Origin of the sequence: Leucobacter denitrificans, from assembly GCF_014396385.1 — a bacterium.
GTDB lineage: Bacteria > Actinomycetota > Actinomycetes > Actinomycetales > Microbacteriaceae > Leucobacter > Leucobacter denitrificans.
On record NZ_CP060716.1, the window covers coordinates 2073155 to 2099490 of the forward strand.

Annotated in this window: 25 protein-coding genes; 18 read left to right on the forward strand and 7 right to left on the reverse strand. The window is 61.2% G+C overall.

The window, feature by feature from the left end:
• Window positions 1-73: 73 nt before the first annotated feature.
• Window positions 74-451 carry a cold-shock protein gene (locus tag H9L06_RS09985; RefSeq protein WP_187555032.1) on the forward strand — a complete coding sequence of 126 codons (378 nt, stop codon included), beginning with the start codon at window positions 74-76 and terminating at the stop codon, window positions 449-451.
• Window positions 444-998, forward strand: coding sequence for a DUF3027 domain-containing protein (locus tag H9L06_RS09990; protein WP_187555033.1), 555 nt, complete (start codon window positions 444-446; stop codon window positions 996-998). The genes H9L06_RS09985 and H9L06_RS09990 overlap by 8 nt, the downstream gene beginning before the upstream one ends.
• On the opposite strand, the gene H9L06_RS11940 is transcribed toward H9L06_RS09990, so the two are convergent.
• Window positions 884-2815 carry an ABC-F family ATP-binding cassette domain-containing protein gene (locus H9L06_RS11940; RefSeq protein ID WP_187555034.1) on the reverse strand — a complete coding sequence of 644 codons (1932 nt, stop codon included), beginning with the start codon at window positions 2813-2815 and terminating at the stop codon, window positions 884-886. The genes H9L06_RS09990 and H9L06_RS11940 overlap by 115 nt on opposite strands.
• A 239-nt stretch (window positions 2816-3054) precedes the next feature.
• Window positions 3055-4515, reverse strand: a complete 1461-nt coding sequence (gene purF, locus H9L06_RS10000) for an amidophosphoribosyltransferase (protein WP_187555035.1) — start codon at window positions 4513-4515, stop codon at window positions 3055-3057.
• Window positions 4516-4600: 85 nt separating this feature from the next.
• On the opposite strand from purF, the gene purM reads away from it, so the two are divergent.
• A complete protein-coding gene (gene purM, locus H9L06_RS10005; protein WP_187556474.1) occupies window positions 4601-5743 on the forward strand; it encodes a phosphoribosylformylglycinamidine cyclo-ligase in 1143 nt (380 codons plus the stop codon).
• Here purM and ispF read toward each other — a convergent pair.
• Both ispF and ispD read right to left on the reverse strand, forming a co-directional pair.
• The gene (ispF, locus tag H9L06_RS10010) at window positions 5740-6219 is read right to left on the reverse strand and encodes a 2-C-methyl-D-erythritol 2,4-cyclodiphosphate synthase (RefSeq protein ID WP_187555036.1); all 480 of its coding nucleotides are present in this window, start codon (window positions 6217-6219) and stop codon (window positions 5740-5742) included. The genes purM and ispF overlap by 4 nt on opposite strands.
• A complete protein-coding gene (gene ispD, locus H9L06_RS10015) occupies window positions 6216-6986 on the reverse strand; it encodes a 2-C-methyl-D-erythritol 4-phosphate cytidylyltransferase (protein WP_187555037.1) in 771 nt (256 codons plus the stop codon). The genes ispF and ispD overlap by 4 nt, the downstream gene beginning before the upstream one ends.
• A gap of 113 nt (window positions 6987-7099) precedes the next feature.
• Here ispD and nusA point away from each other — a divergent pair, with 113 nt between their 5' ends.
• The 3 genes from nusA (at window position 7100) to infB (ending at window position 11248) form a co-directional block, all read left to right on the forward strand.
• Window positions 7100-8095 carry a transcription termination factor NusA gene (gene nusA / locus H9L06_RS10020; RefSeq protein WP_187556475.1) on the forward strand — a complete coding sequence of 332 codons (996 nt, stop codon included), beginning with the start codon at window positions 7100-7102 and terminating at the stop codon, window positions 8093-8095.
• Between the two features lie 111 nt (window positions 8096-8206).
• Window positions 8207-8392: a YlxR family protein gene (locus H9L06_RS10025; protein WP_246454371.1), complete on the forward strand. Its 186-nt coding sequence runs from the start codon at window positions 8207-8209 to the stop codon at window positions 8390-8392.
• Between the two features lie 75 nt (window positions 8393-8467).
• On the forward strand, window positions 8468-11248 hold the full coding sequence (infB, locus tag H9L06_RS10030) for a translation initiation factor IF-2 (protein WP_187555039.1): 2781 nt from the start codon (window positions 8468-8470) through the stop codon (window positions 11246-11248).
• Window positions 11249-11436: 188 nt separating this feature from the next.
• On the opposite strand, the gene H9L06_RS10035 is transcribed toward infB, so the two are convergent.
• Window positions 11437-12258, reverse strand: coding sequence for a DUF805 domain-containing protein (locus H9L06_RS10035; RefSeq protein WP_187555040.1), 822 nt, complete (start codon window positions 12256-12258; stop codon window positions 11437-11439).
• A 75-nt stretch (window positions 12259-12333) separates the two neighbouring features.
• Here H9L06_RS10035 and rbfA point away from each other — a divergent pair, with 75 nt between their 5' ends.
• Entirely contained in the window at window positions 12334-12876 is a 543-nt protein-coding gene (gene rbfA / locus H9L06_RS10040) for a 30S ribosome-binding factor RbfA (protein WP_187555041.1), read from the forward strand.
• Between the two features lie 84 nt (window positions 12877-12960).
• Here the strand turns inward: rbfA and H9L06_RS10045 are convergent, their stop codons facing one another.
• Window positions 12961-13845, reverse strand: a complete 885-nt coding sequence (locus H9L06_RS10045; protein ID WP_187555042.1) for an HhH-GPD family protein — start codon at window positions 13843-13845, stop codon at window positions 12961-12963.
• A 74-nt stretch (window positions 13846-13919) separates the two neighbouring features.
• On the opposite strand from H9L06_RS10045, the gene truB reads away from it, so the two are divergent.
• The 6 genes from truB to H9L06_RS10075 all read left to right on the forward strand — a co-directional run bounded on the left by truB (window position 13920) and on the right by H9L06_RS10075 (window position 20064).
• A complete protein-coding gene (truB, locus tag H9L06_RS10050; protein WP_187556476.1) occupies window positions 13920-14897 on the forward strand; it encodes a tRNA pseudouridine(55) synthase TruB in 978 nt (325 codons plus the stop codon).
• Complete coding sequence (locus tag H9L06_RS10055; RefSeq protein WP_187555043.1) at window positions 14894-15256, forward strand: hypothetical protein; 363 nt, start codon at window positions 14894-14896, stop codon at window positions 15254-15256. Before truB ends, H9L06_RS10055 begins: the two co-directional genes overlap by 4 nt.
• Window positions 15257-15355: 99 nt before the next feature.
• The gene (locus H9L06_RS10060) at window positions 15356-15742 is read left to right on the forward strand and encodes a hypothetical protein (protein ID WP_187556477.1); all 387 of its coding nucleotides are present in this window, start codon (window positions 15356-15358) and stop codon (window positions 15740-15742) included.
• Window positions 15739-16677 (forward strand): bifunctional riboflavin kinase/FAD synthetase, encoded by a 939-nt coding sequence (locus tag H9L06_RS10065; protein ID WP_187555044.1) that lies wholly within the window; start codon window positions 15739-15741, stop codon window positions 16675-16677. The genes H9L06_RS10060 and H9L06_RS10065 overlap by 4 nt, the downstream gene beginning before the upstream one ends.
• 145 nt (window positions 16678-16822) lie before the next feature.
• Window positions 16823-19003: a DEAD/DEAH box helicase gene (locus H9L06_RS10070; protein WP_187555045.1), complete on the forward strand. Its 2181-nt coding sequence runs from the start codon at window positions 16823-16825 to the stop codon at window positions 19001-19003.
• Between the two features lie 26 nt (window positions 19004-19029).
• Window positions 19030-20064 carry a 6-phosphofructokinase gene (locus H9L06_RS10075; RefSeq protein WP_187555046.1) on the forward strand — a complete coding sequence of 345 codons (1035 nt, stop codon included), beginning with the start codon at window positions 19030-19032 and terminating at the stop codon, window positions 20062-20064.
• 24 nt (window positions 20065-20088) lie between these two features.
• Here the strand turns inward: H9L06_RS10075 and H9L06_RS10080 are convergent, their stop codons facing one another.
• The gene (locus H9L06_RS10080) at window positions 20089-20313 is read right to left on the reverse strand and encodes a mycoredoxin (protein WP_246454544.1); all 225 of its coding nucleotides are present in this window, start codon (window positions 20311-20313) and stop codon (window positions 20089-20091) included.
• A 308-nt stretch (window positions 20314-20621) separates the two neighbouring features.
• On the opposite strand from H9L06_RS10080, the gene H9L06_RS10085 reads away from it, so the two are divergent.
• Genes H9L06_RS10085 through ilvA form a run of 5 tightly spaced genes read left to right on the forward strand, consistent with a single transcriptional unit; the run spans window position 20622 to window position 26214 of the window.
• Window positions 20622-21965: an inorganic phosphate transporter gene (locus H9L06_RS10085; RefSeq protein WP_187555048.1), complete on the forward strand. Its 1344-nt coding sequence runs from the start codon at window positions 20622-20624 to the stop codon at window positions 21963-21965.
• Window positions 21962-22255, forward strand: a complete 294-nt coding sequence (locus H9L06_RS10090) for a hypothetical protein (protein WP_187555049.1) — start codon at window positions 21962-21964, stop codon at window positions 22253-22255. The genes H9L06_RS10085 and H9L06_RS10090 overlap by 4 nt, the downstream gene beginning before the upstream one ends.
• A gap of 39 nt (window positions 22256-22294) precedes the next feature.
• Window positions 22295-23722 (forward strand): aldehyde dehydrogenase family protein, encoded by a 1428-nt coding sequence (locus H9L06_RS10095; protein ID WP_246454373.1) that lies wholly within the window; start codon window positions 22295-22297, stop codon window positions 23720-23722.
• A 48-nt stretch (window positions 23723-23770) separates the two neighbouring features.
• Window positions 23771-24973, forward strand: coding sequence for an AI-2E family transporter (locus H9L06_RS10100; RefSeq protein ID WP_187555050.1), 1203 nt, complete (start codon window positions 23771-23773; stop codon window positions 24971-24973).
• Window positions 24970-26214, forward strand: a complete 1245-nt coding sequence (gene ilvA, locus H9L06_RS10105) for a threonine ammonia-lyase (protein ID WP_187555051.1) — start codon at window positions 24970-24972, stop codon at window positions 26212-26214. The genes H9L06_RS10100 and ilvA overlap by 4 nt, the downstream gene beginning before the upstream one ends.
• The last annotated feature ends 122 nt before the right edge of the window (window positions 26215-26336 follow it).

The window sequence follows — 26336 nt, forward strand, 5'->3', positions numbered from 1 at the left end:
AACGACGAGTTGCGCCCGGGTTGTGCGGTATTTCGCTGCTACGCCCGTGTGAATTCCAAGGAAAGGGCGAGACATGCCGAACGGCAAGGTCAGGTTCTACGACGAGGACAAGGGCTTCGGCTTCATCCAGGGCGATGATGGTCAGCAGGTGTACCTGCACGCTTCCGTGCTTCCCGCCGATGCCGAGGTCGGCACGGGCACCCGAGTCGAATACAGCGTTGCAGAGGGGCGCCGTGGCCCACAGGCTCTCTCGGTTCGTGTGCTCGACACCCCTCGTCTTGCTAAACGGAACCGCAAGTCGGCCGACGAGATGGCGCTCATCATTGAAGACCTAGTGAAGCTGCTCGACGGCGTCGGCGGCAGGCTCAAGGCCGGTCAGTACCCAGAGCGCCAGGCTTCGCGCAAGGTCGCGACAATGCTGCGGCACGTGGCAGATGATTTCGATGTCTGAGAATCAAGATTCCGGTGACGCCGTCGCGGTGGATCCGCAGCTGCTGAACTCCCGAGACCTCGCTCGCGAGGCGCTCGCCGAAATCACAGACCCGCAGACCATCGGTGCCGATGAGGGGCACGAGATTCACGACGCCCAGACCGTGACCTTGTACTTTGAGTGCCGGCTGCCGGGTTATCCGGGGTGGCGCTGGGCTGCAGCACTCGCGCGGGTCAATGATGAACTGCCAGTTACAGTGCTTGAGGTTGAGCTGCTTCCGGGCGAAGGCGCGGTGCTCGCTCCCGAGTGGGTGCCCTGGTCGGAGCGCCTGGCGCGATTCCGCGAGGCTCAAGCACGTCAGACCGAGGAAGAGAAGGCGGCTGCCGAGAGTGCGGCTGCTGAACTCGCCGACGAAGACGACGTTGATCCCGATGACGATGTGATGGAGAACGACTACTCCGACTTCGACGATGAGCTCGATGGCGTCGACGTTGATGAGGACGATGACTCGGACGACGAAGACTCGGATGACGAGTATGACCGCGAGGATTCCGACGACGAGGAATAACTCGGCGCGGTAACCGCAAGAGCTGGCGCATCGCCCCATCGGGCCCGCAACCAGCGATCGTGCGATGCCACAATGAGCGCTCCGCTGTAGGTTTGCAGCGCGTCCTCGAGTTCCTCAACGAGGGTGAGCGAGAGGTGGTTTGTCGGCTCATCGAGCAGCAGTACAGGCGGTGGATCGGCGACGAGCATTGCAAGCGCGAGCCTGCGCCGCTGGCCGACGCTTAACGAGCCGACCGCCCGATCCACATCGCGACGAGCCAGTAGACCGAGCGACGTAAGAGGTACACGGTCGGCGACTGCCTCGCCGACACGTTGGCGATAGGTTTCTGCGGCAGAACGCGCGGGATTCTCGAACGTCACCTCCTGAGGCAAGTACCCTACCCGAGTGGAGCGCACGACGGTGCCCTGCTCGGGCGTGAGGGTACCCGCGAGGATTGCGAGCAGCGTGGACTTGCCCGACCCGTTCGGTCCGGTAAGCAGCAGTCTGCCGTGGGGTTCGAGATCCACTGAGACTTCGCCGAGCCTGCCCGAGATCGCAACCCGATGAGCGGAGAGGGTCGGCTCGGTTGCGGACTCGGCAACTGTGCTCGGAGACTGACCAGTGCGGTCGGCACAATCAACAACGCCTGGGCCCGGCTCGGCGCTTGCGCTATCCTGCTTGAACCCTCGAAAGCGCAGCGGCTCGGGCGGCTTTCGAACGCGGCGGCGTTCGAGTTGCTCGAGTCGCACGCTCGCGTTTCGAGCGCGTCTCGCCGTCACTCTCGCGTCTTTATCGGCGTAGAACTTTTTCGTAATGCGCGACTCAGATTTCGACTCGTGTTTTTGATTCACCTCCCGCGAGCCGACCGCGATCTCATGTTCGAGTGCGCGCAACTCATCTGACTCGCTGGCGTACCGTTCCCTCCAACGTCGCATCTCGGCTTTGCGCTCGCGGCGGGCCTCAGAAAACCCGACTCCCCACACACGAATCCCAAATCCCGAGCCAGCGTCGTTGACCTCTGAAGTGATTGCATCTTCACTGTCGGTGAGTTCGCGCGCCGCGACGGGCAGTGGATCGAGATCGACCATGCGGGTCGTCACTGCGTCGAGCAGCGCGCGATCATGACTCGCGACAACGACGATGCCTGGCCAACTGGTCAGTACTCGTTCGAGGTAGGCAGCTGATTCGTCGTCGAGATGGTTTGATGGTTCGTCGAGCAGCAGCGTTTGCGGTGCGCTCAGCAGAAGTGCGGCGAGTGAGAGGCGGATCCGCTGACCGCCAGAAAGCTCACCAATCTCGCGCGTCTGGGCAATTCCATCGAGCCCGAGGCCAGACAGCATCTCGCCGCGTTGGGACTGCGCTTCCCAAGCGCCGAGCCGATCCGCATCAGCGAGCGCCACGGCATACTGGTGCGACACGGTGGCATCGTTGGGATGCTCTGCGAGCGCGTGAGCCAGTTGCTCGATATGCGCGACTGCCTCAAGGTTCGAGCGCTGTGCATCATCGAGCACCTGCGACATTGGGGTGTTGTCGGAGTAGGGGAGTTCTTGCTGCAGCAGCCCCACGGTTCCGGGTAACGAGATTGACCCGGACTCTGGCGCCTCGATGCCCGCGAGCAGGCGCAGCAGCGTCGACTTGCCGGTGCCGTTCTCGCCGATGAGGCCGATGCGGTCGCCCGCGGCCGCAGTGAACGAGACTTCCGACAGCACTCGGCGATCAGGGTAGGTGTGGGTGAGATCGACCACCGAGAGGTGCGTAAATCGTTGGTCGCCATTGGGCGTGGAGTGCGCGGTGCGTTTTGCGTGGGCGAGTTGAGGAGTTTGTTGGGGAGCGGGCATGTCTGCCGCCTTTCAGAACCAAGACTGGTTCCGCCGGGCGATGCCGAGACACGTGAGTCAGCCGGTAACCAGCCTTCAACTGAATGCACTCCGATAGTGCTATCTGAATCGAAGTCAGTACGCACGTGTTCCCGGCGCCTCGGGCGCGGAACGGGAACTGCGTTACTTCTTCACGCCGAAAAGGCTACGTGAACTCGACCCGATCCACAACCCCGGATTGGCTACCCGCTTTGTCGGCGTCAGCTCGTCTGTGTGGCCTCGACCCAGCTGAGGTATTCCTCGTCGACATTGCCGCTGATGTACTCGCCGGTGAAGCAGCTCGCCTCGAGTGACTTCACCGCGTCCTGGCCGTCAAGAATCGCACGATTCATGCCCTCGACGGTCTGGTACACCAGGTGATCCGCACCGAGAATCTCGGCAATCTCTGCGGGAGTGCGGTCGTGCGCAATGAGCTCTTGCCGCGACGGCATGTTGATGCCATACACGTGAGGGAAGAGCACTGGGGGAGCCGCTGACGCGAAGATCACCGACCGCGCACCTGCAGCGCGTGCCATCTCGACGATCTCACGCGATGTTGTGCCGCGCACGATCGAGTCATCGACGAGCAGCACGTCTTTGCCCTTGAACTCGACACTCATCGCGTTGAGCTTCTGGCGCACGCTCTTCTTGCGCACTGACTGCCCGGGCATGATGAAGGTACGGCCGACGTAGCGATTCTTGAAGAACCCCTCGCGGTACTCGACGCCAAGTTTGCGCGCGAGCTGCATGGCGCTCGGCCTGCCCGAGTCAGGAATCGGCATGACCACGTCGATGTTCACATCTGGAAGTTCGGCCTTGATCTGCTCTGCGAGCACATCGCCGAGGCGAAGCCGTGCGTCGTACACCGAGATGCCGCTGAGCACCGAGTCTGGCCGCGCGAGGTAGATGTACTCGAACGCGCACGGTACGAGTTCGGGGTTCGGCACGCACTGACGCGACGTCATCGTGCCGTCGGACTTGATAAGAATGGCCTCTCCTGGCTCGACGTCGCGAACGATTTCGTACCCACCCGACTCGAGCACGAGCGACTCAGACGCTACGACCCACTCGTCCTTGCCCGAATCAGTGGTGCGGTGACCGAGAACAAGCGGCCGAATTCCGTGTGGATCGCGGAACGCAATAAGGCCGTACCCCGCAATGAGCGCGATCGCCGCATATGAGCCCTCAACGCGCTCGTGCAACCGGGTGACTGCCTCGAAAATCTGCTCTTCGTCGAGCGAGAGGCCCGCGATGCTCGTTTGGAGTTCGTTTGCGAGCACGTTGAGCAGCAACTCGGTGTCAGAGTGCGTGTTGAGATGGCGGCGGTCAACGTTGTACAGCTCAGCGGTGAGCTCACGCGTGTTTGTGAGGTTACCGTTGTGCACCAAGATGATGCCGTAGGGGGCGCCCACGTAGAAGGGCTGCGCCTCTTCTTCGCGAGCAGCATCGCCCTTTGTCGCGTAGCGAACGTGCCCGAGACCAACGTTTCCGAGCAGCTGGCGCATATCGCGCGTGCGGTACGCCTCGCGCACCTGCCCGCTTGCTTTCACCATGTGAAAGAAGTCACCCTCGAGCGTCGCGATTCCTGTCGAATCTTGGCCCCGGTGCTGGAGCAAGAGCAGGCTGTCATATACCTGCTGGTTGACGAGATCAGATGAGACGATGCCAACGATGCCGCACATATTGCGAGTTCGCTCCTGGGGTTGAAGGGAGCGCCAGGTGGCGCACCTACCTATTTTCGCATAGTTCTGTGCGGCGTTCGGCATGATGCTGAGTGCGCACACAGGGTACCCTTGGCTTGTGAGCGAAAACTCGTCGATCTATGCCCAGTCCGGTGTTGACACTGCCGCCGGAGACCTCGCTGTCGAACTTATGAAGTCGGCCGTATCAAGAACTCATGGCCCTGAGGTACTCGGAGGCGTCGGTGGGTTTGCCGGCATGTTCGATGCTTCGGCTCTGACCTCGTACAAGCGGCCGCTCCTTGCTTCGTCGACCGATGGCGTGGGCACGAAGGTAGCGATCGCGCAGGCGATCGACAAGCACGACACCATTGGCCAAGACCTTGTCGCGATGGTCGTTGACGACATTGTTGTGGTGGGCGCGAAGCCGCTGTTCATGACCGATTACATTGCGTGTGGCAAGGTGGTTCCGCAGCGCATCGCAGACATTGTTCGCGGCATCGCTGAAGCGTGCGAGGCGACCGGAACCGCGCTTGTTGGCGGTGAGACTGCGGAGCACCCTGGTCTTCTGGGCCCCGATGATTACGACGTTGCAGGAGCTGCGACGGGCGTCGTTGAGGCCGACAAGATGCTTCACCCGGGCCTCGTGAAAGACGGCGATGTTGTCATCGCAATGGCAGCCTCTGGCTTGCATTCGAACGGCTTCTCGCTCGTGCGCCACATCCTTGCAGAGCGCGGCATTGGCTACGAAGCCCCGAGCCCCGAACTCGGTGCGACGTATGGCGAAGCGCTGCTGACGCCAACGGCGCTGTACACAGCGCCGCTGTTGCGCGTACTCGAAGATCCATCGACTGCTGGTGCGATTCACGCGCTGAGCCACGTCACCGGTGGTGGTATTGCGGCGAACCTCGCTCGTGTGCTTCCGCAGGGTGCGTGGATCGAGGTGGATCGCTCGACGTGGTCACCGCTGCCGGTCTTCCGTCACCTTGCAGACCTCGGCGGGCATTCACTCGAGTCGCTCGAGGGTGCCTGGAACCTCGGCGTGGGCATGTTCGCCGTCGTCTCGGCGGATCGCGCGCCACTCGTCGCCACAGCGCTCACCGCGGAGGGGCTCGATACCTGGGTCGTTGGCTCTGTTTCGACCTCCTCGCGAGACCTCGAAGGTTTCGAGCAGGGCGCGAAGGGTGTCGACGGAGGCGCTGTGCGCCTCGTCTCGACCTACGCGAGCTAGCGAGTGATGAGGGCGGTCGCTATAGCAGCGATGCCCTCTCCTCGGCCGGTGAGGCCGAGGCCGTCTGAGGTTGTCGCACCTACCGAAACCGGTGCGCCCACGAGTTCGCTGAGCACGCGCTCCGCTTCGTGACGCCTCGGCGAAAACTTCGGCCTGTTGCCAATCATCTGAACCGACACATTGCTGGGGCGCCAACCCTCTGCCTCGAGTTTGTCGAGAGCTAAACGCACGAAGCCGGTGCTCGCTGCGCCCGCGGTCTCCGCCCGATCCACACCGACGAGACCGCCGATGTCACCGAGACCCGCAGCCGAGAGCAGTGCATCGACGATCGCGTGGCACACGACGTCACCATCGCTGTGCCCAGAGAGACCTGGTTCACCGGGCCAGCTCAGGCCCGCGAGCGTGAGCTTCGCGTCGGCATCAAACGCGTGCACGTCGACGCCGGTGCCGACACGAATCTCAGGCAGTGCGCTCACTTTTCGCCCTCAGATCGCACACGAAGGAGCGCCTCAAGCAACCTGAGATCTGCCGGAGTGGTGAGCTTGTGCGCGAGTGGATCGCCGGGCACCGTGAGTACCGTGGCGCCCGCGCGCTGCACGACCTCAGCATCGTCGGTGGGTGCGTCGGCCTCATTTGATGCATCGCGAAGCGTTTCATGTGCCGCACTGATGAGCTCGCGCGGAAAGCCTTGCGGAGTCTGCACCGACACGAGCGACGAGCGATCCACCGTTTCGTGAACGGCGCCGTCGGCACCGACACGCTTGACGGTATCGACAACAGCGAGTGCGGGAATGACCGGCTTGCCTGTGCGGTGCACCTCTGCGCCGACACGTTCGAACTGATCGGTCGGCGTGAGCGGGCGGGCCGCATCGTGGATCAGAGCAATTTCAATGTGATCTGACAGCGCGGAAAGCCCAAAGCGCACTGATTCGTGCCGTTCGCGACCGCCGGGAATTACCGAGATTTCCCACCCATCGGTGAGGTGCGAGACGCCCTCGACGATGGAGAGCGCCTGAGCAGCATGCGAATCTGGCACCACGACGACGAGATGACCAGAGTGTGGCAAGGCGCAGATGGCCCGTACGCAATGCTCGATAAGTGTGGATCCACTGAGTTCAACAAACGCCTTTGGCGTCTGCGCGCCGAGCCGCTCACCCTTGCCCGCAGCGACAAGCACGACGCCGAGCGCGGGAAGCTCGTGAGGTGTCAAATTGACGGGACTGGAATCGGGAGCGGTGCTCATACCCCTAGGGTAGCGGCGAGTTCGCCGCAAATTGAGCTATTCTTGGGGATTACCCTGTGCGTCGCCGCGCAGGAAAAGCTGAATAGACATTTCAATATTCGATGGAGGACACAGTGAAGATCGATCTCGCAATGCTTCGAGGGCTTGAGCGTGAAAGGGAGATCCCTTTCGAGGAACTCGCCGAAATTATCGAGCAGGCGATCCAATCGGCGTACATCAGGCACGCTGAGAACCAAAAGCTTCCCGTTCCCTCGACCGAAGACGTGCGCGTAACACTCGATCGCAAGACCGGAGAAATCTCGGTGCTCGTGCCAGAGCACGATGACGAGGGTGCGGTTATTGGTGAGGCGTACGTGACGACCGATGAGTTCGGTCGCGTGGCATCGAGTGCCGCTAAGCAGGTCATCAACCAGCGACTTCGTGACCTCTCAGACGACGCTGTTCTTGGTCAATTCAAAGACAAAGAGGGCCAGGTCGTTTCGGGCGTCATTCAGCAGGGCCCGAACCCGCGCATGGTGCATATTGAGCTTGGTGACGTTGAGGGTATCCTTCCGCCGGAAGAGCAGGTGCCCGGCGAGAACTACGCTCACGGAACGCGTATTCGTGTATTCGTGACGAGCGTTTCGAAGGGGCTCAAGGGCCCGCAGATTGTTGTGTCTCGTACTCACCCGGGTCTCGTGCGCAAGCTGTTCGAACGTGAGGTGCCCGAGCTTGGCGAAGGTCTTGTCGAGATCGTTTCGCTCGCTCGCGAGGCTGGCCACCGCACAAAGGTTGCTGTTCGCGCGAAGCAGGCTGGCATCAACGCGAAGGGCACGTGCATCGGTGAAATGGGCAGCCGCGTGCGCGCAGTGATGAGTGAACTCGGAGACGAGAAGATCGATATCGTCGATTACTCACAAGAGCTTCCAAAGTTTGTGGCGAACGCGCTCTCGCCAGCCAAGGTGACCGATGTGTTTATGATCAACGAGTCGCTTAAGCAGGTTCGCGCGCTTGTTCCTGATTTTCAGCTGTCGCTTGCAATTGGTAAGGAAGGCCAGAATGCGCGCCTCGCTGCAAAGCTCACGGGCGCGAAGATTGATATCCAGCCAGACTCGATCATGAACGACTAGATCACGTATCTCAGTTCGCTTCGGCGGGAAGCTGGTAGTATGGATCCGATTCGGACATGTGTGTCGTGCCGTAAGCAAGGTACACGCGCAGATCTCCTTCGCTTGGTGGCCATGGATGGGCGTCTTCTTTTAGATGACCGTGCTGTGCTGCCTGGGCGGGGCGCTTGGGTGCACGAGACTGCGGAATGTCTGAGTTTGGCTGTGCAGCGCAGACCCTTTGTGCGTGCACTGCGGGTATCGGGGCAGCTCGATACCTTCCCACTAGAGAACAGGCTGAAAATGCTGATGGACAACTAATGAGCGGCTCACGATGAGGCCCGTCCGATAATTATGGTTCTCGCCTGTCTGGCGTGAACCCCAGACAGGAGAAAAGTGGCAAACCCACGCGTTAGCGAGATCGCTAAAAAGCTCAATATTGAGAGCAAGAAAGCGGTCGAAATCTTAAATGACGAACTCAATGAGTTCGTAAAAACACCGTCCTCGACAATCATGCCGCCGACGGTACGCAAGCTTGAGGCATACATTAAAGAGCACCCAGAGCTCGTTAAGAAGCCAGAGGGTGAGGCAGCAGCGAAAGACGCGCCGGCGAAGGCAGCTGCGTCGAAGTCTGCTGCTCCGAAGCCGGGCAAGCCCGGTCCGAAGCCAGGCAAGCCAGAGGCTGCGGCTGCGAAGCCTGAGGCCGATGCGCCTGCTGCGCCAAAGCCTGCACCCAAGGCAGAAAAGCCAAGTGCGCCTACTCCAGGCGAGGCCAAGCCTGCTGCGGCCAAGTCTGACGCTGTAAAGCCTGGTGCTGCAAAGCCCGGTGCAGCGAAGCCTGGTGCTGCAAAACCTGGTGCGAAGCCAGGTGCTCCGAAGCCTTCGGGCCCGAGGCCAGGCAATAACCCGTTCGCTTCGAGCCAGGGCATGGGAATTCCGCGCCCACCGCGCCCAGGCAACAACCCGTTCTCGGCGAACCAGGGTATGGGCCGTAATCGTCCATCGCCAGGTAATATTCCTCGCCCAGGAGCGCCCCGCCCAGGTGGCGCCGGTGGCCCAGGTCGTCCAGGCGGCGGTGGCCGTCCCGGTGGCGCCGGTGGTCCAGGTCGCCCGGGTGGCGGCGGCGGTGGCTTCAACCGTCCAGGTGGCGGCCCCGGCGGTGCTGGTGGTCCCGGTGGCGGCTTCGGCGCACCTCGTCCGGGTGGCGGCTTCGCGGGTCGTGGCCGTGGCGGCCGTGGCGCTGGTACGGCCGGTGCGTTCGGTCGTGGCGGTTCTAAGAACAAGGCACGAAAGTCGAAGCGGGCAAAGCGGGCAGAATTTGAAATGCGCGAGGCGCCGTCACTTGGCGGCGTCAGCGTACCTCGCGGCAACGGATCCACGGCGATCCGCCTGCGCCGTGGTGCCTCGCTCTCTGACTTTGCAGAGAAAATTGATACGAGTGCTTCGAACCTCGTAACGGTGCTGTTCCACCTCGGCGAAATGGCGACCGCGACCGAGTCGCTTGACGAGGCAACATTCGAGATTCTTGGTGAGGAGCTGGGTTACAAGATCCAGATCGTCTCACCGGAAGACGAAGATCGTGAGCTCCTCGAAGGCTTCGACATCGATATCGATGCCGAGCTTGAAGACGAGGGTGACGATGTACTCGAGCAACGCCCACCGGTTGTGACTGTGATGGGTCACGTTGACCACGGTAAGACGCGACTGCTCGATGCGATTCGTCGCGCCGATGTTGGTGAGGGCGAGGCCGGCGGCATCACCCAGCACATCGGTGCGTACCAGGTGCACACCCAACATGACGGTGTGGATCGGGCACTGACCTTCATCGATACCCCGGGTCACGAGGCGTTCACCGCCATGCGTGCTCGTGGTGCGAGCGTCACCGACATCGCGATCTTGGTTGTGGCTGCTGACGACGGAATCATGCCGCAGACGATTGAGGCGTTGAACCACGCCCAGTCGGCAAACGTGCCGATCGTGGTCGCAGTTAACAAGATCGATAAAGAAGAAGCGAACCCCGAGAAGGTGCGCCAGCAGCTCACCGAGTTCGGTCTGGTTGCCGAGGAGTGGGGCGGCGACGTAATGTTCGTCGACGTGTCTGCTAAGAACGACATTGGCATCAACGAGCTTCTCGATGCCGTGCTTCTCACCGCAGATGCTGGCCTCGACCTGCGTGCGAACCCGAACAAGGCCGCCCGTGGTGTTGCCATTGAGGCGAAGCTCGATAAGGGCCGCGGCTCGGTTGCTACCGTGCTCATTCAGTCGGGTACGCTCCGCGTTGGCGACGCCATCGTTGCGGGTACTGCGTACGGTCGCGTTCGCGCCATGCAAGACGAGAACGGTGACGCGGTTGAGGCTGCACTACCGTCGCGTCCGGTGCAGGTGCAGGGCCTTTCGAGCGTGCCACGCGCAGGTGACAATTTCATCGTCACCGACGAAGACCGCACCGCGCGTCAGATCGCTGAGAAGCGTGAAGCGGTTGAGCGTAATGCTCAGCTTGCGAAGGCTCGTAAGCGCATCAGCCTTGAAGACTTCACGAAGGCGCTTGAAGATGGCAAGGTTGAGTCGCTCAACCTCATCATCAAGGGTGACGTTTCGGGTGCCGTTGAGGCGCTTGAAGAGTCGCTCATGAAGATCGAGGTCGACGATTCTGTGCAGCTGCGTATTCTTCACCGCGGTGTTGGTGCGGTCACCGAGTCCGATGTGGATCTGGCGACGATCGACAACGCGATCGTCATCGGCTTCAATGTGCGCCCAGACGTCAAGGCTCGCGAGCGTGCAGCACGCGAGGGCATCGACATCCGTTTCTACAACGTCATCTACAACGCGCTTGATGACATTGAGGGCTCGCTCAAGGGCATGCTCAAGCCAGAGTACGAAGAAGTTCAGTCGGGTGTTGCAGAGGTTCGCGAGATCTTCCGCTCATCGAAGTTCGGCAACATTGCTGGTGTCATCGTTCGCAGCGGTACCATCACGCGCAACGCAAAGGCGCGCGTTATCCGCGAGGGCGTCGTGGTCGCCGATGGTCTGGCCATCGAGTCGCTGCGCCGCTTTAAAGACGACGTCACTGAAGTGAAGACCGACTTCGAAGCAGGTATTGGTCTTGGCAAGCACAACGACATCCAGGTCGGCGACGAGATCGAGACTACTGAGATGGTCGAGAAGCCGCGCGACTAATGTCATGAGCTGTCGCGTGACCTAGGTTTTGCTTAGGTGTCGCGATACAACGCAAGAGCCTCCGTGAGTAGATATTCACGGAGGCTCTTGCGTTTGCGCCTAAGCAGACTTAGCGCCAAGCGAAGTTTGAGCATCAGGCTAACTCTCCGAAAAATTCCTTTCGTAAGACGCTCGAATTTCGCTTGACGCTACCTGTTTCGAACGAAGCGGCGCCCGCGCACCTTCGACGGAAGGGCGTGCAAGATGAGGAGCACGATCCCGCCAAAGAAGGGCACGAGCGAGATGAAGAACATCGGCCCAGCAAGGTCAGCGTCGTGAAGCCTGCGCCACGTGATGGCGAGTGACGGAACGATGATGCCTACCCATCCGACGAAGACGACAAATCCGAGCATCGACTCAAGTATTGAGATGCTCGAGTACGAGATTGAGCTGGAGTAGTACATCGCCTCGCTAGCAATCCCACCGATAATTGCGAGGACCAGCCAAGCTCCAAAGAGCATGAGTGCGACCCACCAGTACTCGCTTCGAGACGCGCGGCCAGAGAAGGCCGCGTAGTTCTTGAAGAAGCGTACGAACGCCTGACCGATGCTCGCGCCGTACAGAGGGCGTGAGAGGTCGTCGGGATGCGCTGCACCGTCAAAGGGCTCGCCCGGTCCTGGCTCTGGGTAACTCTGGAACTGAGGCGCCTGGTATTGCTGGCCGTATGGAGCCTGCCCGTATTGCGGTTGCCCGTACTGCTGCCCATATGGTTGCTGACCATATTGTGGTTGCACATACTGAGGCTGCCCGTATGCCGGTTGCCCGTATGGTTGCTGGCCACTCTGAGGCTGCTCATAGGAAGGCTGCCCGTACTGGGGCTGCTGCGCTGGCGCCACGGGCGGAACTGGCGGCACCGGAGGTACCGGCGCCGCTGCGCCAGGGGCTCCGTAAACTGGTGGAGCGTATCGAGGCTGCTGCGGTTTAGGCTGCTGCGGATCTGGCTGCTCGGGTACCGGGGGCGTGTCGTTCATGCTGACCTCTCGTAAAGACCGTTCTTCTCAAATCGTACGGGTAAAGAGTGGGCGCTGCGCGGGTAGGCTTATCTCATGAGTAATCCACGTGCAGGAAAGGTCGCCGAGCGGATCCACCAGATCGTCGCTCGTCGCCTTGATAAGGGGCTCCGTGACCCGCGGCTCGGCTTTGTGACCATCACCGATGTTCGTGTGACCGGTGATCTGCAGAGCGCAAGCATTTTCTACACCGTCTATGGCGATGAGCAGGAGCAGGCCGACACTGCGGCGGCGCTGAAGGCTGCAACCGGCATGTTCCGCACCGAGGTCGGCAAGCAGCTTGGAACCAGGCTCACCCCGACGCTCGAGTTCATCCACGATGAGCTGCCGTCGTCTGCTGAGCACTTGAGCGAGTTACTCGCCGAGGCGAAGCGACGTGACGACGAGTCGCGCTCTCTCGCCGCCTCTGCGCAGTATGCGGGCGACGCTGATCCGTACTCGAAGCCAGAGCGGCCAGAAGAGACCGATGATGACGAGGCAGACGACGACCTCGATGTCGAGCTTGACGACGATTTTGACGAGGAAGACGAAGATGGCCTCGACGAAGAAGATCTCGACGACGACGAGCGCCGAGACTAGCTGATCATCCACCGCGCAGATCCGAGTCGAAGAATGCGGTCAAATCGCGCGTCTTGAACGCAAACTCTGACTCGGATCTGGTGCTTAGGGCAGCTTGAGGGCTCCCTCGTATTCGACGACGAGCCCATCGGTGACCAGCGAGTCGAGCGCGCGCTTCGGCTGAAGTTCGTCGGCGACGCCGCCATGCGCAGCGGCGGTGAGTGCGTCATCGTGGCTTACGGGGTCGTGGGTGGATCGGAGCAGCTGCATGATCCGCCCACGAACCTGGCGATCGCTACCCTGAAACGCCGCTTGCTTCGGCTTCTTCGCTGGTGCGTTGTCTGGATACCCGGCACCGCGCCACTCGCACCAGCGGCTGATTGGGCATTCGTCGCAGCGGGGCGCTCGCGCCGTGCAGATGACGGCCCCGAGTTCCATCGCGGCAGCATTGAAGACCGCAGCGGAGTCACGGTCGCTCGGCAGCAATGCCTCCATGTCAACCAGGTCGCGCGCAGCTGGCATGCCAGCTGCAGCAAGGCCGTGCACGGCTCGCGCGATGACTCGTCTCGTGTTCGTGTCGACGACCGGGTGTCGCTCGTGAAATGCAAACGCGGCAACTGCTCGCGCGGTGTACGGCCCGATGCCAGTGAGGCCGAGCAGCGTGTCGACGTCGGAGGGAACCTCATCTCCGTACTGCTCAGCAATTTCCATGGCGGCACGGTGCAGCCAGAGCGCCCTGCGCGGGTACCCGAGTCGCTTCCACGCGCGAACCGCCTCGCCTGGCTCGGCAGCCGCGAGAGCCGAGGGGGTGGGCCAGCGCTCCATCCATTCGAGCCAGTGGGGGATTACCCGATCCACCTGGGTTTGCTGCGCCATGAATTCTGACACCAGCACGCCCCATGCAGTCGTGCCATCGGCGCGCCAGGGCAGAGGCCGAGCGTTTCGCAGATACCAGGCGTTCAGAGCCTCTGATGCCTGCTGTGCGTCCATGCCATCGAGTCTATTCAGTGTGTGAGGTGTGCCAGTTCAGGGTGGCCTAGGGTAGTGGGGTGAGATTTGATGCGATGCCTCAGGGTGCGATTGTGCTCGTAGACAAGACCGATGGCTGGACGAGCCACGATGTCGTTGCGAAATCGCGCCGCGCGCTTGGCACCCGGAAGGTTGGGCACGCGGGCACACTCGACCCCATGGCGACGGGGCTGCTTTTGCTTGGAGCAGGACCTGCGACACGGCTGCTGACGCACCTGGTCGGCCTCGACAAGACGTATGTTGCGACGATTCGCTTGGGCGCCTCGACCGTTACTGACGACCGCGAGGGCGAGATAACCGAGACGGCCCAAGTAGACGACGTTGCGCGGGTCTTCGCGAGTCCTGACCTCATCGCGAGCGGGGTGGCGAAGCTCACGGGTGCGATCGAGCAGTCGCCTAGCGCGGTGAGCGCGATCAAGGTCGACGGCAAACGCGCCTATGACCGTGTGCGCGCGGGCGAGCAGGTCGAGCTCAAGAAGCGGCCGGTGACGATTCACTCGTTTGAGATCAGTAATGTGCGGCTCGCCGATGACGGCCAGGTGATTGATATCGATGCGGTGATCCGCTGCTCGTCGGGCACCTACATTCGTGCGCTCGCGCGTGACCTTGGCACAGACCTCGGAATTGGGGGACACCTTACGGCACTCAGGCGCACCGCGGTCGGCCCGTTCTCGGTTGAAGCCGCGACGCCCCATGCGCAGCTCGTCGGCGACGAGACGACGCCCGGCGACCCGGGCACGCTCCATGCGCCGGCCGACATTGCGCGGCTACTGTTTCCGGTGCTCACTCTCACGGTCGATGAGGCGCACGATCTCGCGAACGGCAAGCGTCTCGATGTGGATCCCAAGCGCCAAGACAAAGCCCCCCTCGTTGCGGCGATCTTGCCCGCCGAGGGCGACGCCGCAGACAGGCTCGTAGGGCTGGTTGAGGTGCGTGGTGGGAGGTCGCGTGTCGTCACGAACTTCCCCGCACCCGAGCGCACGGACGGCAGCGACAAGAAGGGCGAAGCATGATTCTTTGGTACGGAATCGCGACCATCGCGATCTCGCTGGCCGCAGCGATCGTGTGCATCGTTGAGGCCGCGAGAAAGCGCAAGCCGAACGACTACACGATGGGGGCGACGCTGCTCGTTGCTCTCCTGCTGCTCGTGCAGATCATCATCAGCATCATTGCCCCGCTCGCGGGTAACCCTCCCGAGGGCGACCTGCTCGAGTTTTGGATGTACCTCATCGTCGCGTTCGCGCTGCCCGTGGGCGCGGGTATTTGGGCGCTTGTCGACCGCACCCGGGCGGCGAATCTCGTGCTCGCGGTCGTTGGGTTCGCTGTTGCGGTGATGACCTACCGCATGCTTGTCATCTGGGGTCTGGCCTAGGCACTCGCGCAGGCAGCACGCACACAGCGCGGCGACGGTAAGATTGAGCGCGTGTCTGAAGTAGTTGAAGCGCCGAGCGAGGCCACACGAGCCGAGCGAATGGGCGCACTGGGGCGTGTCCTCATCGCAGTGTATGTCGTGCTTGCTTGCGCGGCGACGTTTCGGTCGCTGTACCAAATCATCACGAAGTTTGATGAGGCGCCACTCGCGTACTCGCTCTCTGCGGTTGCCGGCGTCGTCTACATTCTTGCCACCATTGCACTGATTCGGCGCGGCCGCGGCGCATGGCGGTGGATCGCGTGGGCGGCACTGAGCTTTGAGCTTGCTGGCGTGCTCATCGTCGGCACACTGAGTCTCGTCGCACCAGAACTCTTTGGTCACCCATCGGTATGGTCGGTATTTGGTCAGGGCTATGTCTACATTCCGCTCGTGCTGCCTGTGTTGGGCCTTATCTGGCTGTATCAGGAGGGCAAGCGCGTCTCATGAAGGTGATCACGTCGCTCGAAGAGCTGCGATCCACTGACTTCTCTCAGGGGACAGTCGTGGCTGTCGGCAAGTTCGACGGCGTGCATCGGGGGCACCGGGCGATCATCGACTCACTGCGTGGCGAGGCTACGAAGCACGGGTTGCTGTCGGTCGTGTTCACGTTCTCAAATAACCCGCTGAGCTACCTGAATCCCACCGCGTGTCCCAGGCCACTGTCGAGCCCGCAGCAGCGCCTCGAACTCATTGAGGCCGAGGGCATTGACTACTGTGTGATGGTCGAGTTCAATCAGGCGATTGCACAGATTCCTGCCGAGCAGTTTGTTGACGACTTGCTGGTGGAGGTGCTTCACGCGAAGCACGTGCTACTCGGCACCGACTTTCGGTTCGGTCATCTCGGCAAGGGCGATGCCGCCATGCTTCGCGAGCGGGGGGCGAATCAGGGCTTCTCGGTCGACGTTGTCGAGAAGGTCACCGACGTTGCTCGGGGTGCCGTTTCGTCGTCGCGAATTCGTGAGGCCGTAGGCGCTGGCGACGTTGCGCTCGCCGGCGAGATGCTGGGGCGCACGTACTCGGTGCGGGGCACCGTTGTGCACGGTGATGCGAGGGGGCGCGAGCTCGGGTTCCCTACTGCGAACCTCGGCGACGTCGAGGGCCTCATTCCCGCGGATGGCGTGTACGCGGGCAGCGTCGTGATCGACGAGGTCGAGCGTGTGGCCGCAATTTCGGTGGGCGTAAACTTGACGTTCGACCCACAGGGCGAACCGCGGGTTGAAGCGTTCGTGCTCGATTTTGAGGGTGATCTCTACGGCAAAGAGATAGTGGTGCGATTCGCTGAGCGGATCCGCCCGATGCTGCCCTTCGAATCTGCGGAGGCGCTCATCGCGCGCATGCACGACGATGTTGCCGAGACACGAGCGCTACTCGATCGTCGGTAATTTGCCGCTCACTTAGTAAATTTGTCGATCACCCACAGAACCTCAGGTTCAAAGTGTTAGTATTGAGCCACGGTTGCGTAACGTCTATCGAATCCCGTGCAATCCACGGCTCAGATTCTCGGCGATAGCAGCTATTCCAGCCACAATGCGGCGCTTCAGTGTCGCAGGCGAGTATCCATCAGGAGATGAATTGGCAACTACGACTGCCACGCGCCAGCATTCACGCAAATCACGAGCCGGTGCACCCCGCAAGCATGCCCACAACGAGGGAATCATTCCGCTGCTCGCACGGGCGGTGCGCGAGGTTGAGGCCTCGGCCCAGCGCGGCAAGGCGAGCCCGCAGAACCGCACCAAGTTTCAGGTCATCGCGCTGCTCATGCGCGAAGAGCGTGCTCGGGTAAAGACAGACGAAGCGGTGAGCGACGCTGAGCGCGCTGAGACGCTGAAGCGTCTTGACGGGGTCGCGTCGATCCTCGCAAAGACCGCGGCTCGCGACACGAGCCTCATCGCGCTGCTCGAACCAACTGCCACGATTAGTGACTCGACGCGCCAATTGAAGCGCAAGATGCTTGAGCAGGCTGGTATTGAGCTGCCAGAAGAAGAGAAGAGCGTAGCGGCGCAGGCAAAGGCGTTTGTGCCGCCTGAGCTCGCTGAACGTCAGGTTGAGCCCGCGCGCATCGACTCTCGTATGCTCGCAAACCCGTTCCTCGCGCCGTCGCTCGCGGCGCCGAAGCGTCCGACTCCGGTGGTACGCCTCGCGAACTGGGAGCTACTTACGCCGCTGCTCAAGTCGTTCGAGCAGGGTGGCAACGGTGCGGCGTGCATGCCGCTTCCCGAGGCGCCGATTCCTGACAGACTCTCACCCGCAGGGCGCGAGCTCATGCCGCACCAGGCGCGCTTTCTCGCGAGCGTGAGTGAGGGGCACCGCAGCTACTTGCTCGCCGACGAACCAGGCCTCGGCAAAACCGCGCAGTCGGTCATTGCGGCGTCGGTTGCCGACGCCTACCCGCTGCTCGTTGTCGTACCAAACGTCGTAAAGATGAACTGGGCCCGCGAGGTCGAGCGGTGGACACCGCAGCGCCGAGTGACCGTGATCCACGGCGACGGCGATGATATGGATGCGTTTGCGGATGTCTTCGTGGTGAACTACGACATTCTCGACCGTCACCTGAGTTGGATCTCACGATTCGGGTTCCGCGGCATGGTCGTCGACGAGGCGCACATGATCAAGAACACGCAGTCGCAGCGCTCACGCAACGTGCTCGCGATCGCCGACAGTATTCGTGAGCGCATGCGCGGTTCCGATCCACTGCTCATTGCACTCACTGGTACGCCGCTCATCAATGACATCGATGATTTCCGTGCGATTTGGCGCTACCTGGGGTGGACTGACGGCGAGAAGCCGGGTTCTGAACTCCTCGCGAAGCTCGAGAACAACGGATGGACCCCGGCAGATTCGTCGTTCTACCGCGATGCCAGGCAGAGCGTTGTCGAGATGGGCATCGTGCGCAGGCGCAAGATTGATGTGGCGGCAGATCTGCCATCTAAGCGCGTGGTCGACTTGCCAGTCGAACTCGACGACGAGCTGGGTCGTGGCATCAAAGAAGCAGAGGCGAAGCTCGCGAAGAAGCTGCTCGACCGGTTTACCGCAGTCAAGAACGGCAAGCTCGGCGCGAAGCTCAGCGACGAGGCGATCATTCGCATGGTGTGCGCGCAAGAGCTCGAAGAGTCGAACGCTTCGGCAGACGGCATGAACGTGTTCTCGATGGTGCGCACCATCGGTGAGGCCAAGGCCGGACTCGCCGTTGACTACACCGCACAGCTCGCGCGCTCGGTGGGCAAGGTCGTGTTCTTTGCAAAGCACATCGATGTGATGGATCGGGCGGAGCGCCAGCTCGCCGAAGCCGGTCTTCGCACCGTCTCGATTCGAGGCGACCAGACTGCTGCCTTCAGGCAGGAACAGATCGACGCCTTCAACAACGATCCAGAGGTGTCGGTTGCCGTATGTTCACTGACAGCCGCTGGCGTCGGAGTGAACCTGCAGGCAGCCTCGAACGTCGTGCTCGCTGAGCTCAGCTGGACTGACGCCGAGCAGACGCAGGCAATCGACCGCGTGCACCGCATCGGCCAGGAGGAGCCAGTGTTTGCGTGGCGCATCATCGCCGCACAGACGATCGATGCGAAGATCGCAGAACTCATTGACGGCAAGGCCGGTCTCGCAGCGCGCGCGCTCGACGGTGCCGCAGCGGTTGATGAAGACGCAGATCCGGTGCAGTTGCTCGCACTCATTAGCGTGCTCACGCAGGCGGTGCAGCAGGCCCCGTAGCGTCGCTCGCGGCTAGCATGGTGCACATGCGTATTGGTGTGCTTTGCTCGGGCGGCGATAGTCCCGGAATGAATGCCGCGATTCGCGGTGCCGTGTTGCGTGGCGTTGACGTGCACGGCTTCGAGATGATCGGGTTTATTGACGGCTGGCGTGGGTTTCATGAGGGCGAGTTCGTGCAGCTCGACCGGCCAGCCGTGCGCGGTATCTCGCCACTCGGCGGCGTGTTTCTCGGCACAAGCAGGGTTCCACCATTCGGCACGATCCCGACCGATGAAGAGATGCGCGAATTTCGCGAGAAGATGGCTGAGTACGGCATCGACGGCTTCATGCTTATCGGTGGTAACGGAACGCAGACCGTGTCAAAAATACTCTCTGACCATGGAATTCAGGTCGTGGGTCTACCGAAAACCATCGACAACGACCTCTGCGGCACCGACTACACCTTCGGGTTCGATACAGCGGTCTCGGTTGCGTCAGAGGCCATTGACCGCTTGCGCACGACCGGTGAATCGCACAGCCGGTGCATGGTGCTCGAGGTCATGGGCCGAGACGCTGGGTGGATCGCGTTGCACGCCGGCATGGCGGGTGGTGCGCAACTTACGCTGATCCCAGAGTTCCCAGAGAGCATCGATCAGGTGTGCGATTGGGTCATGAGCGTGAGAGACCGCGGCCGGTCGTCGCTCGTGGTCGTGGCAGAGGGCTTCACATTTTCAGATACCGGCGAAACGGTCACGCGAGAGGGTGTCGACGAGATGGGTCGACCGAGACTCGGAGGCATTGCCGAGGTGATCGCGCCGATCATCGAGTCGCGCACCGGCATAGAAACGCGTGCGACCGTTCTTGGGCACGTTCAGCGGGGTGGATCGCCAACCGCCTTCGACCGGGTGCTCGCAACACGCACTGGCATAGCCGCAGCTGACGCCGCGCTTGCCGGAAAATGGGGCAACATGGCGGGGCTCAGGGGAGACCGCATTGAACTCGTGCCCTTTGCTGAGGCAGTGGGCAAACTCAAGACTGTTCCTGAGGAACGCTACGCCGAGGTGCGGCTGAACTTTGGCTAGGTAGCCGCCCTACCTGCTCGATCGCTAGAGACCGAGCTTCGCCTTCACATCGTTGAGTGATGGGTTCGTTTCGGTCGATCCATCAGGGAACACGACAGTGGGAACCGTGCGATTGCCGCCGTTTACCTGCTCAACGAGCTCTGGGGTGCCCGGGGTGTTCTCAATGTCGACCTCGGTATATGGAATTCCGGTTGCGTCGAGCATCACCTTGAGCCGCTTGCAGTACCCACACCACTCGGTTGAGAACATGGTGATTGCGCCAGATTCGGGCGTGAACTCAGCAATTTGTGCGGTAGCCAACGCGATGCCTCCAATAATGTTTCGACGTGGGGCCCGATGGCCGCCCTCACCACAATTCAACAGCATAAATCTCGCAAATATTCCGCTACAGAATGTTCTGAATTCGGGTCGAAAGTTAACGAATGGTTAACGCGGGCATCCTGGCTTGACCTCTAAATGACGAGGTGGAACTATTTAGGTGAAGCGTGCGTGAACGATACCCCAATTTTTGGGAGCACCGTGGATGCGCCGAGACTTATGCAAAACGGAAGGCACCGGTGGAATTCACACTCATCGTGCTGCTAGTTATCGTGCTGGCACTCTTTTTCGACTTCACGAACGGTTTTCACGACACGGCAAACGCGATGGCGACGCCCATCGCGACCGGCGCGTTAAAACCCAAGACTGCGGTCTTACTCGCCGCGATCCTGAACCTGGTTGGTGCGTTCCTCTCGACTGAGGTCGCAAAGACCATTTCGGGTGGGCTCATTCGAGAGGGTGAAGGCGGTGTGCTCATTAGCCCCGAGATGGTGTTTGCGGGGCTCATCGGTGCGGTGGTTTGGAACCTGATCACTTGGCTCTACGGCCTGCCATCGAGCTCGTCACACGCGCTGTTCGGCGGCCTCATCGGTGCTGCAATCGTGGGCGCTGGGCTCTCTGCCATTGACGGCGGCGTCTTCCTCTCAAAAATCATTCTTCCGGCGCTCGCCGCACCGCTCACAGCGGGCATCGTTGCGTTCACTGCAACGCGGGTTGCTTATGCCATTACTCGCAGGCATGACGGCCGAAAAGACGGTCGCGGCCGATTCCGCTACGCACAGATCGCTTCGTCGTCGCTCATCGCTCTCGCGCACGGCACCAATGACGCACAGAAAACAATGGGTGTCATTACGCTGACGCTCGTGGCCGCTGGCATTCAAGATCACTCGGAGCCAGAGCTCTGGGTCATCATCGCCTGTGCGCTCGCGATTGCGATCGGCACGTACTCGGGCGGCTGGCGCATCATCCGCACGCTCGGCGCAGGACTCACCGATGTGAAGCCAGCACAGGGCTTCGCTGCAGAGACCTCGACGGCCGCGACGATTCTCGCGTCAAGCCACCTTGGTTTCGCGCTCTCAACCACGCAGGTTGCGTCGGGCTCGGTTATTGGTTCGGGTCTTGGCCGCAAGGGATCGACGGTGCGCTGGCGCACCGTTGGCCGTATCGCATCGGGCTGGCTCTTCACGCTCCCAGCAGCCGGCGCTGTCGGAGCACTCGCTGCGTTCATTGCCCACTTTGGAATCTTTGGAATCCTTGCAGACGCAGTCATCGGGTTGTTCGTGATTCTCTTTATCTTCTGGCGTTCAAAGCGCAATGAGGTCAACGCAGGAAACGCAATCCCGGTTCCTGATGTCGCCGAGTCGGGTTATGCCGTGCGCATGGGCAAGGGTCGCGTCAAGAAGGTGAAGACGAAGACTGGCACTGTGCCGCCACTCACTCCCGTCGCCCAGTCTGCAGTTCGTTCAGACAAGGCACGCAAGGCCGCTGAGAAGGCACGAAAAGAAGCAGAGAAAGCGGCAAAGGCAGCCCGAAAGGCTGCGAAGAAAGCGGCGAAGCAGGAGCGCGAAGGGAACGAATCATGATCGACTGGATGGCGTTCGTGACCGTGTTTGTCGCGTCACTCGTTTCTGCCGTGTTCGTTGTTGCGCTGTACTCGCTCGGAATCCGTTTTCTCGCGCTTCCCGCACCGCGGGTGCGATGTGAGGACGGCACGTTTGAGCCTGACGGCCCTGATCGCGACGACGAAGACGACGACATTGAAGCTGTTGGCCGCCCGCGCTGGGCAACAGTTGCCGCAAATGTCTGCTTCGGGCTCTCAGCCATTGCGGTGCTTGTAGGCATCTACCTCATCGTGCCCGCGCTGCACGGCTAACTCTCGTTGATCCACCACTCAATTTGAGGTGGATCCCCAATGCCCAGCAGTAGTGTGGTGCGCATGGGTGTTACCGCTATCGAGAGTATTCCAGAGATCGTCGCAGGCCTTCGCCACAGTTTCAATCTCGGGGTCACACGCCCAATTGAGTGGCGCAAACAGCAGTTGTCTCGACTTCGCACGATGCTTGTCGATCACAGCGCTGACTTCGAAGCGGCACTGCACTCAGACCTCGGAAAATCAGGTACCGAAGCCCAATTCACCGAGATCGCGCTGCTCGTAGCCGAGATCGACTATGCGCTTGAGCACGTCGACCGGTGGGTTAAGCCACGCCGCGTTGGCGTGCCACTGGCACTCCAGCCCGCGGCGGCAAAGGTTATCGCAGAGCCTCTCGGGGTGGTGCTTGTCATTGCGCCGTGGAACTATCCGCTCATGCTTTCACTCTCACCGCTCATCGGGGCGATTGCAGCTGGCAACGCAGCCATCGTGAAGCCCAGTGAGCTGGCTCCTGCGACCGCGACACTTCTGTCGAGACTTCTTGCTGAAGCTCTCGATCGCCGCGCGTTCACTACGGTCGAGGGCGGCGTCGAAGAAACCACCGCTCTGCTGCGCGAGCGGTTCGACCACATCTTCTACACGGGCAATGGGCGTGTGGGGCGAATTGTCGCCCACGCCGCGGCAGAGCATCTCACGCCGGTGACCCTTGAACTCGGCGGCAAGTCGCCTGCATACGTCGACGAGAGTGTTCCACTCGCTGAAGTCGCGAAGCGTATTGCGTGGGGCAAGTTTTTGAACGCGGGGCAGACGTGCGTCGCACCCGATTACGTTATGGGCACAGCGTCGACGCTTCGACGCCTGAAGGTATTGCTCGCCGAGGCGATCCACGACCTGTACGGGAGCGCGATTGACCGTAACCCCGACTACGGCCGCATTGTGAACGCCACTCAGTTTGACCGGCTCGTGAGCTATCTTGGCGACGGCGAGGTCGTGAGCGGTGGAGTGTTTGATAAACCGTCCCGCTACTTCGCACCGACGGTACTCGCTCAGGTCGACCGCGAATCGCGTGTTATGCAAGACGAAATCTTTGGGCCGATTTTGCCGCTCATTGAGGTGTCTGGTCTTGATGATGCCCTCAGCTTTGTGAATGCGAACGATCACCCACTTGCGGCGTATGTGTTCAGCGACGACGCGGCGGTTCGGCGTCGGTGGGAACAGGAGACGAGTTCTGGGGCACTGAACTTCGGTGCGCCGATGATTCACCTGAGCGCGCCCGAGATTCCGTTCGGGGGAGTCGGAGCGAGCGGAATCGGCGCGTATCACGGTGAGCACTCATTCCGCGTCTTTAGCCACGACAAGCCGGTGCTTTCGAAGCCACTGAAACCAGACACTCTCGCGTCGACCATCATGCCTCCCTACACTTCTGTGAAAGATTCCCTAGCTCGGAAGTGGCTGCGTAAACTCCTCTGACGGTGAACAGTGACGTCAGTCGCATACGCTGCTCAGTAGACTGAGCACGTGGAAGAGCGCAGCAGCACCCCAGGCACAGAGCCTCAGCCCGCGCGCGCCGAAGACGAGCTGCCGCTTGGAATCCGGGTGGCTGCCGCGTGGTCATGGAGACTCATCCTCGTGGCGCTCGCAGCGTCTGCGTTGATTTGGGCGATCGTGCAGATCCGCATCATTGTCATCCCACTGCTCATCGCCATACTGCTCACTGCGCTACTCTCGCCCATCGTGAGCAATGTTGTGAGCTGGGGGCTGCCGAAGTGGCTCGGGTTGCTTGCGGCGCTTGCAGCACTCGGGCTCGCGCTTTGGTTGCTCATTGGCCTCATTGTGTCTCAACTGAAGAACGGCTTTGGAGACCTTTCAAGTCGCTCCGTTGAAGTGTGGAACGAATTTCTCGAGTGGTTTGAACACAACAATTTCGGTATTTCGGCGGATCAGCTGCGTGAATACGGCGAGCAGGCGTTGCGGCTGATCGAGTCGAACCAGGGGAGTATCTGGACGGGCGCTCTCGGCGTCGCGACGTCGGCTGGGCAGTTCATTACCGGCATGCTCCTTGTGGTGTTCTCGCTTATTTTCCTCCTGCTCGATGGCAAGCGGATCTGGTTCTGGGTGCTCGGGTTTCTTCCCGCAAAGGCACACTCTCCCGTCGATTCAGCGGGTCGAGCGGGCTGGGTCTCGGTGGGGCAGTACGTGCGCGTGCAGATCTTCGTAGCCTTTGTCGACGCGGTCGGTATCGGTGTGGGCGCGGCCCTACTCGGTGTGCCGCTCCCCATACCGATCGCGATCCTCGTATTTTTGGGTTCATTCATTCCATTCCTCGGCGCGATCGTAACCGGCCTTCTCGCCTCATTTATTGCGCTCGTGTACAACGGGCCCGTGAACGCGCTCATGATGCTGGGCGTTGTGGTGCTTGTGAACCAGATCGAGGGTCACCTCCTGCAGCCGCTCGTCATGGGAAATGCGGTGCGCGTGCACCCACTCGGTGTGGTGCTTGCGGTCACTACGGGTACGCTGCTCGCGGGTATTCCAGGCGCACTGTTCGCAGTTCCGATTGCCGCCGCTGGTAACGCGATAGTTAATGTGTTGGCGAAACGCCAATGGGAGCCAGATGTGGATCCGGTCGCGGAGTTCCACCGCCGCAACGAGGCGAGAACGACAGCGAAAGACAGACTGAGAGCGATTGCAAAGAGGGCAGGAAAGGGACAGGCCGAATGAGTGAGGATTACACGGTACCGAGCCTTGAAGATTTCGAGCAAGCACTTGAGACTGTTCATCGGGTAACGCAGAGAACCCCTCTTGAGACATCACGGTTTCTCGCTGGGCTCCTCGATGTTCCGCAGGTGTACCTGAAGTGCGAGAATCTGCAGCGAACGGGAGCGTACAAGCTTCGCGGCGCCTACAACCGTATAGTTCAGTTGAGTGACGAAGAGAAGGCTCGTGGTGTGGTTGCTGCGTCTGCCGGCAACCACGCCCAGGGCGTTGCGTTTGCCGCGCGTGAGCTCGGCATTCGCGCGACGATCTTCATGCCGAAGGGCGTAGCGTTGCCGAAGTTGCAGGCGACCCGCAACTACGGTGCCGAGGTCGTGCTCACTGGCGATATTTTTGACGAGACGCTCCACGCCGCGCAAGAGTTCGTGCGCGAAACCGGGGCAGTGTTTATCCCACCGTTCGACGACCCCGCGGTTATTGAGGGCCAGGGCACGGTCGCGCTTGAAATTCTCCACTCGGCCCCAGATGTCGAGAACATCATTGTGCCGATTGGGGGCGGTGGCCTCATCTCTGGTGTCGCCGCGGCAGCGAAAGCCTGGGCGAAGAAGCACGGTCGCAACATGCGGATCATCGGGGTGCAGGCCGAAAATGCTGCGCCGTTCCCGGTCTCAATTGACGCTGGTGAACCGACCACGATCAAGACGAAGCCGACGATCGCAGACGGCATTGCTGTTGCGCGCCCCGGCGACCTGAACTTTAAGTTCGTGCGTGACTATGTCGATGAGATAGTCACCGTGAGCGACGACGATATCGCTCGAGCAATCGTCTTCCTGCTCGAGCGGGCAAAGCTCGTCGTCGAACCGGCCGGTGCCGCGGGTGTTGCGGCGATCATCGCGGGTAAACTCTCGCTCACTGGGCCGACCTCCGCGATTCTCTCTGGCGGAAACATTGACCCACTGCTGCTGCAGCGCGTCATCGGGCACGGTCTCGCGGCATCTGCGCGGTACATGAAGCTGCGCATCTTGCTGCCCGACGTTCCAGGCCAGCTCGTTCGCACCGCGACGATCGTTGCAGAGAAGAACGCGAATGTGGTCGAGGTGATCCACACCAGGCACGCAACCGAACTGCCCGTGAGCCAAGTCGAACTCGAGCTACACATTGAAACGCGCGGCAAGGATCATGGAGACGCGGTTGCTACCGCGCTGCGCGAAGCCGGCTACGAAGTGAGGGTTGGCGAGAGCTACTAAGACGAAAACGCGAATGCGTTTTCGGGTAGCTCTCGGTGCCGCCCACGCTGACGCAGTAGCGTCACCACGGAATATGCATAATCGCTATGCGATTTTGCCTGAATATTCCGTGCCCACGGAGC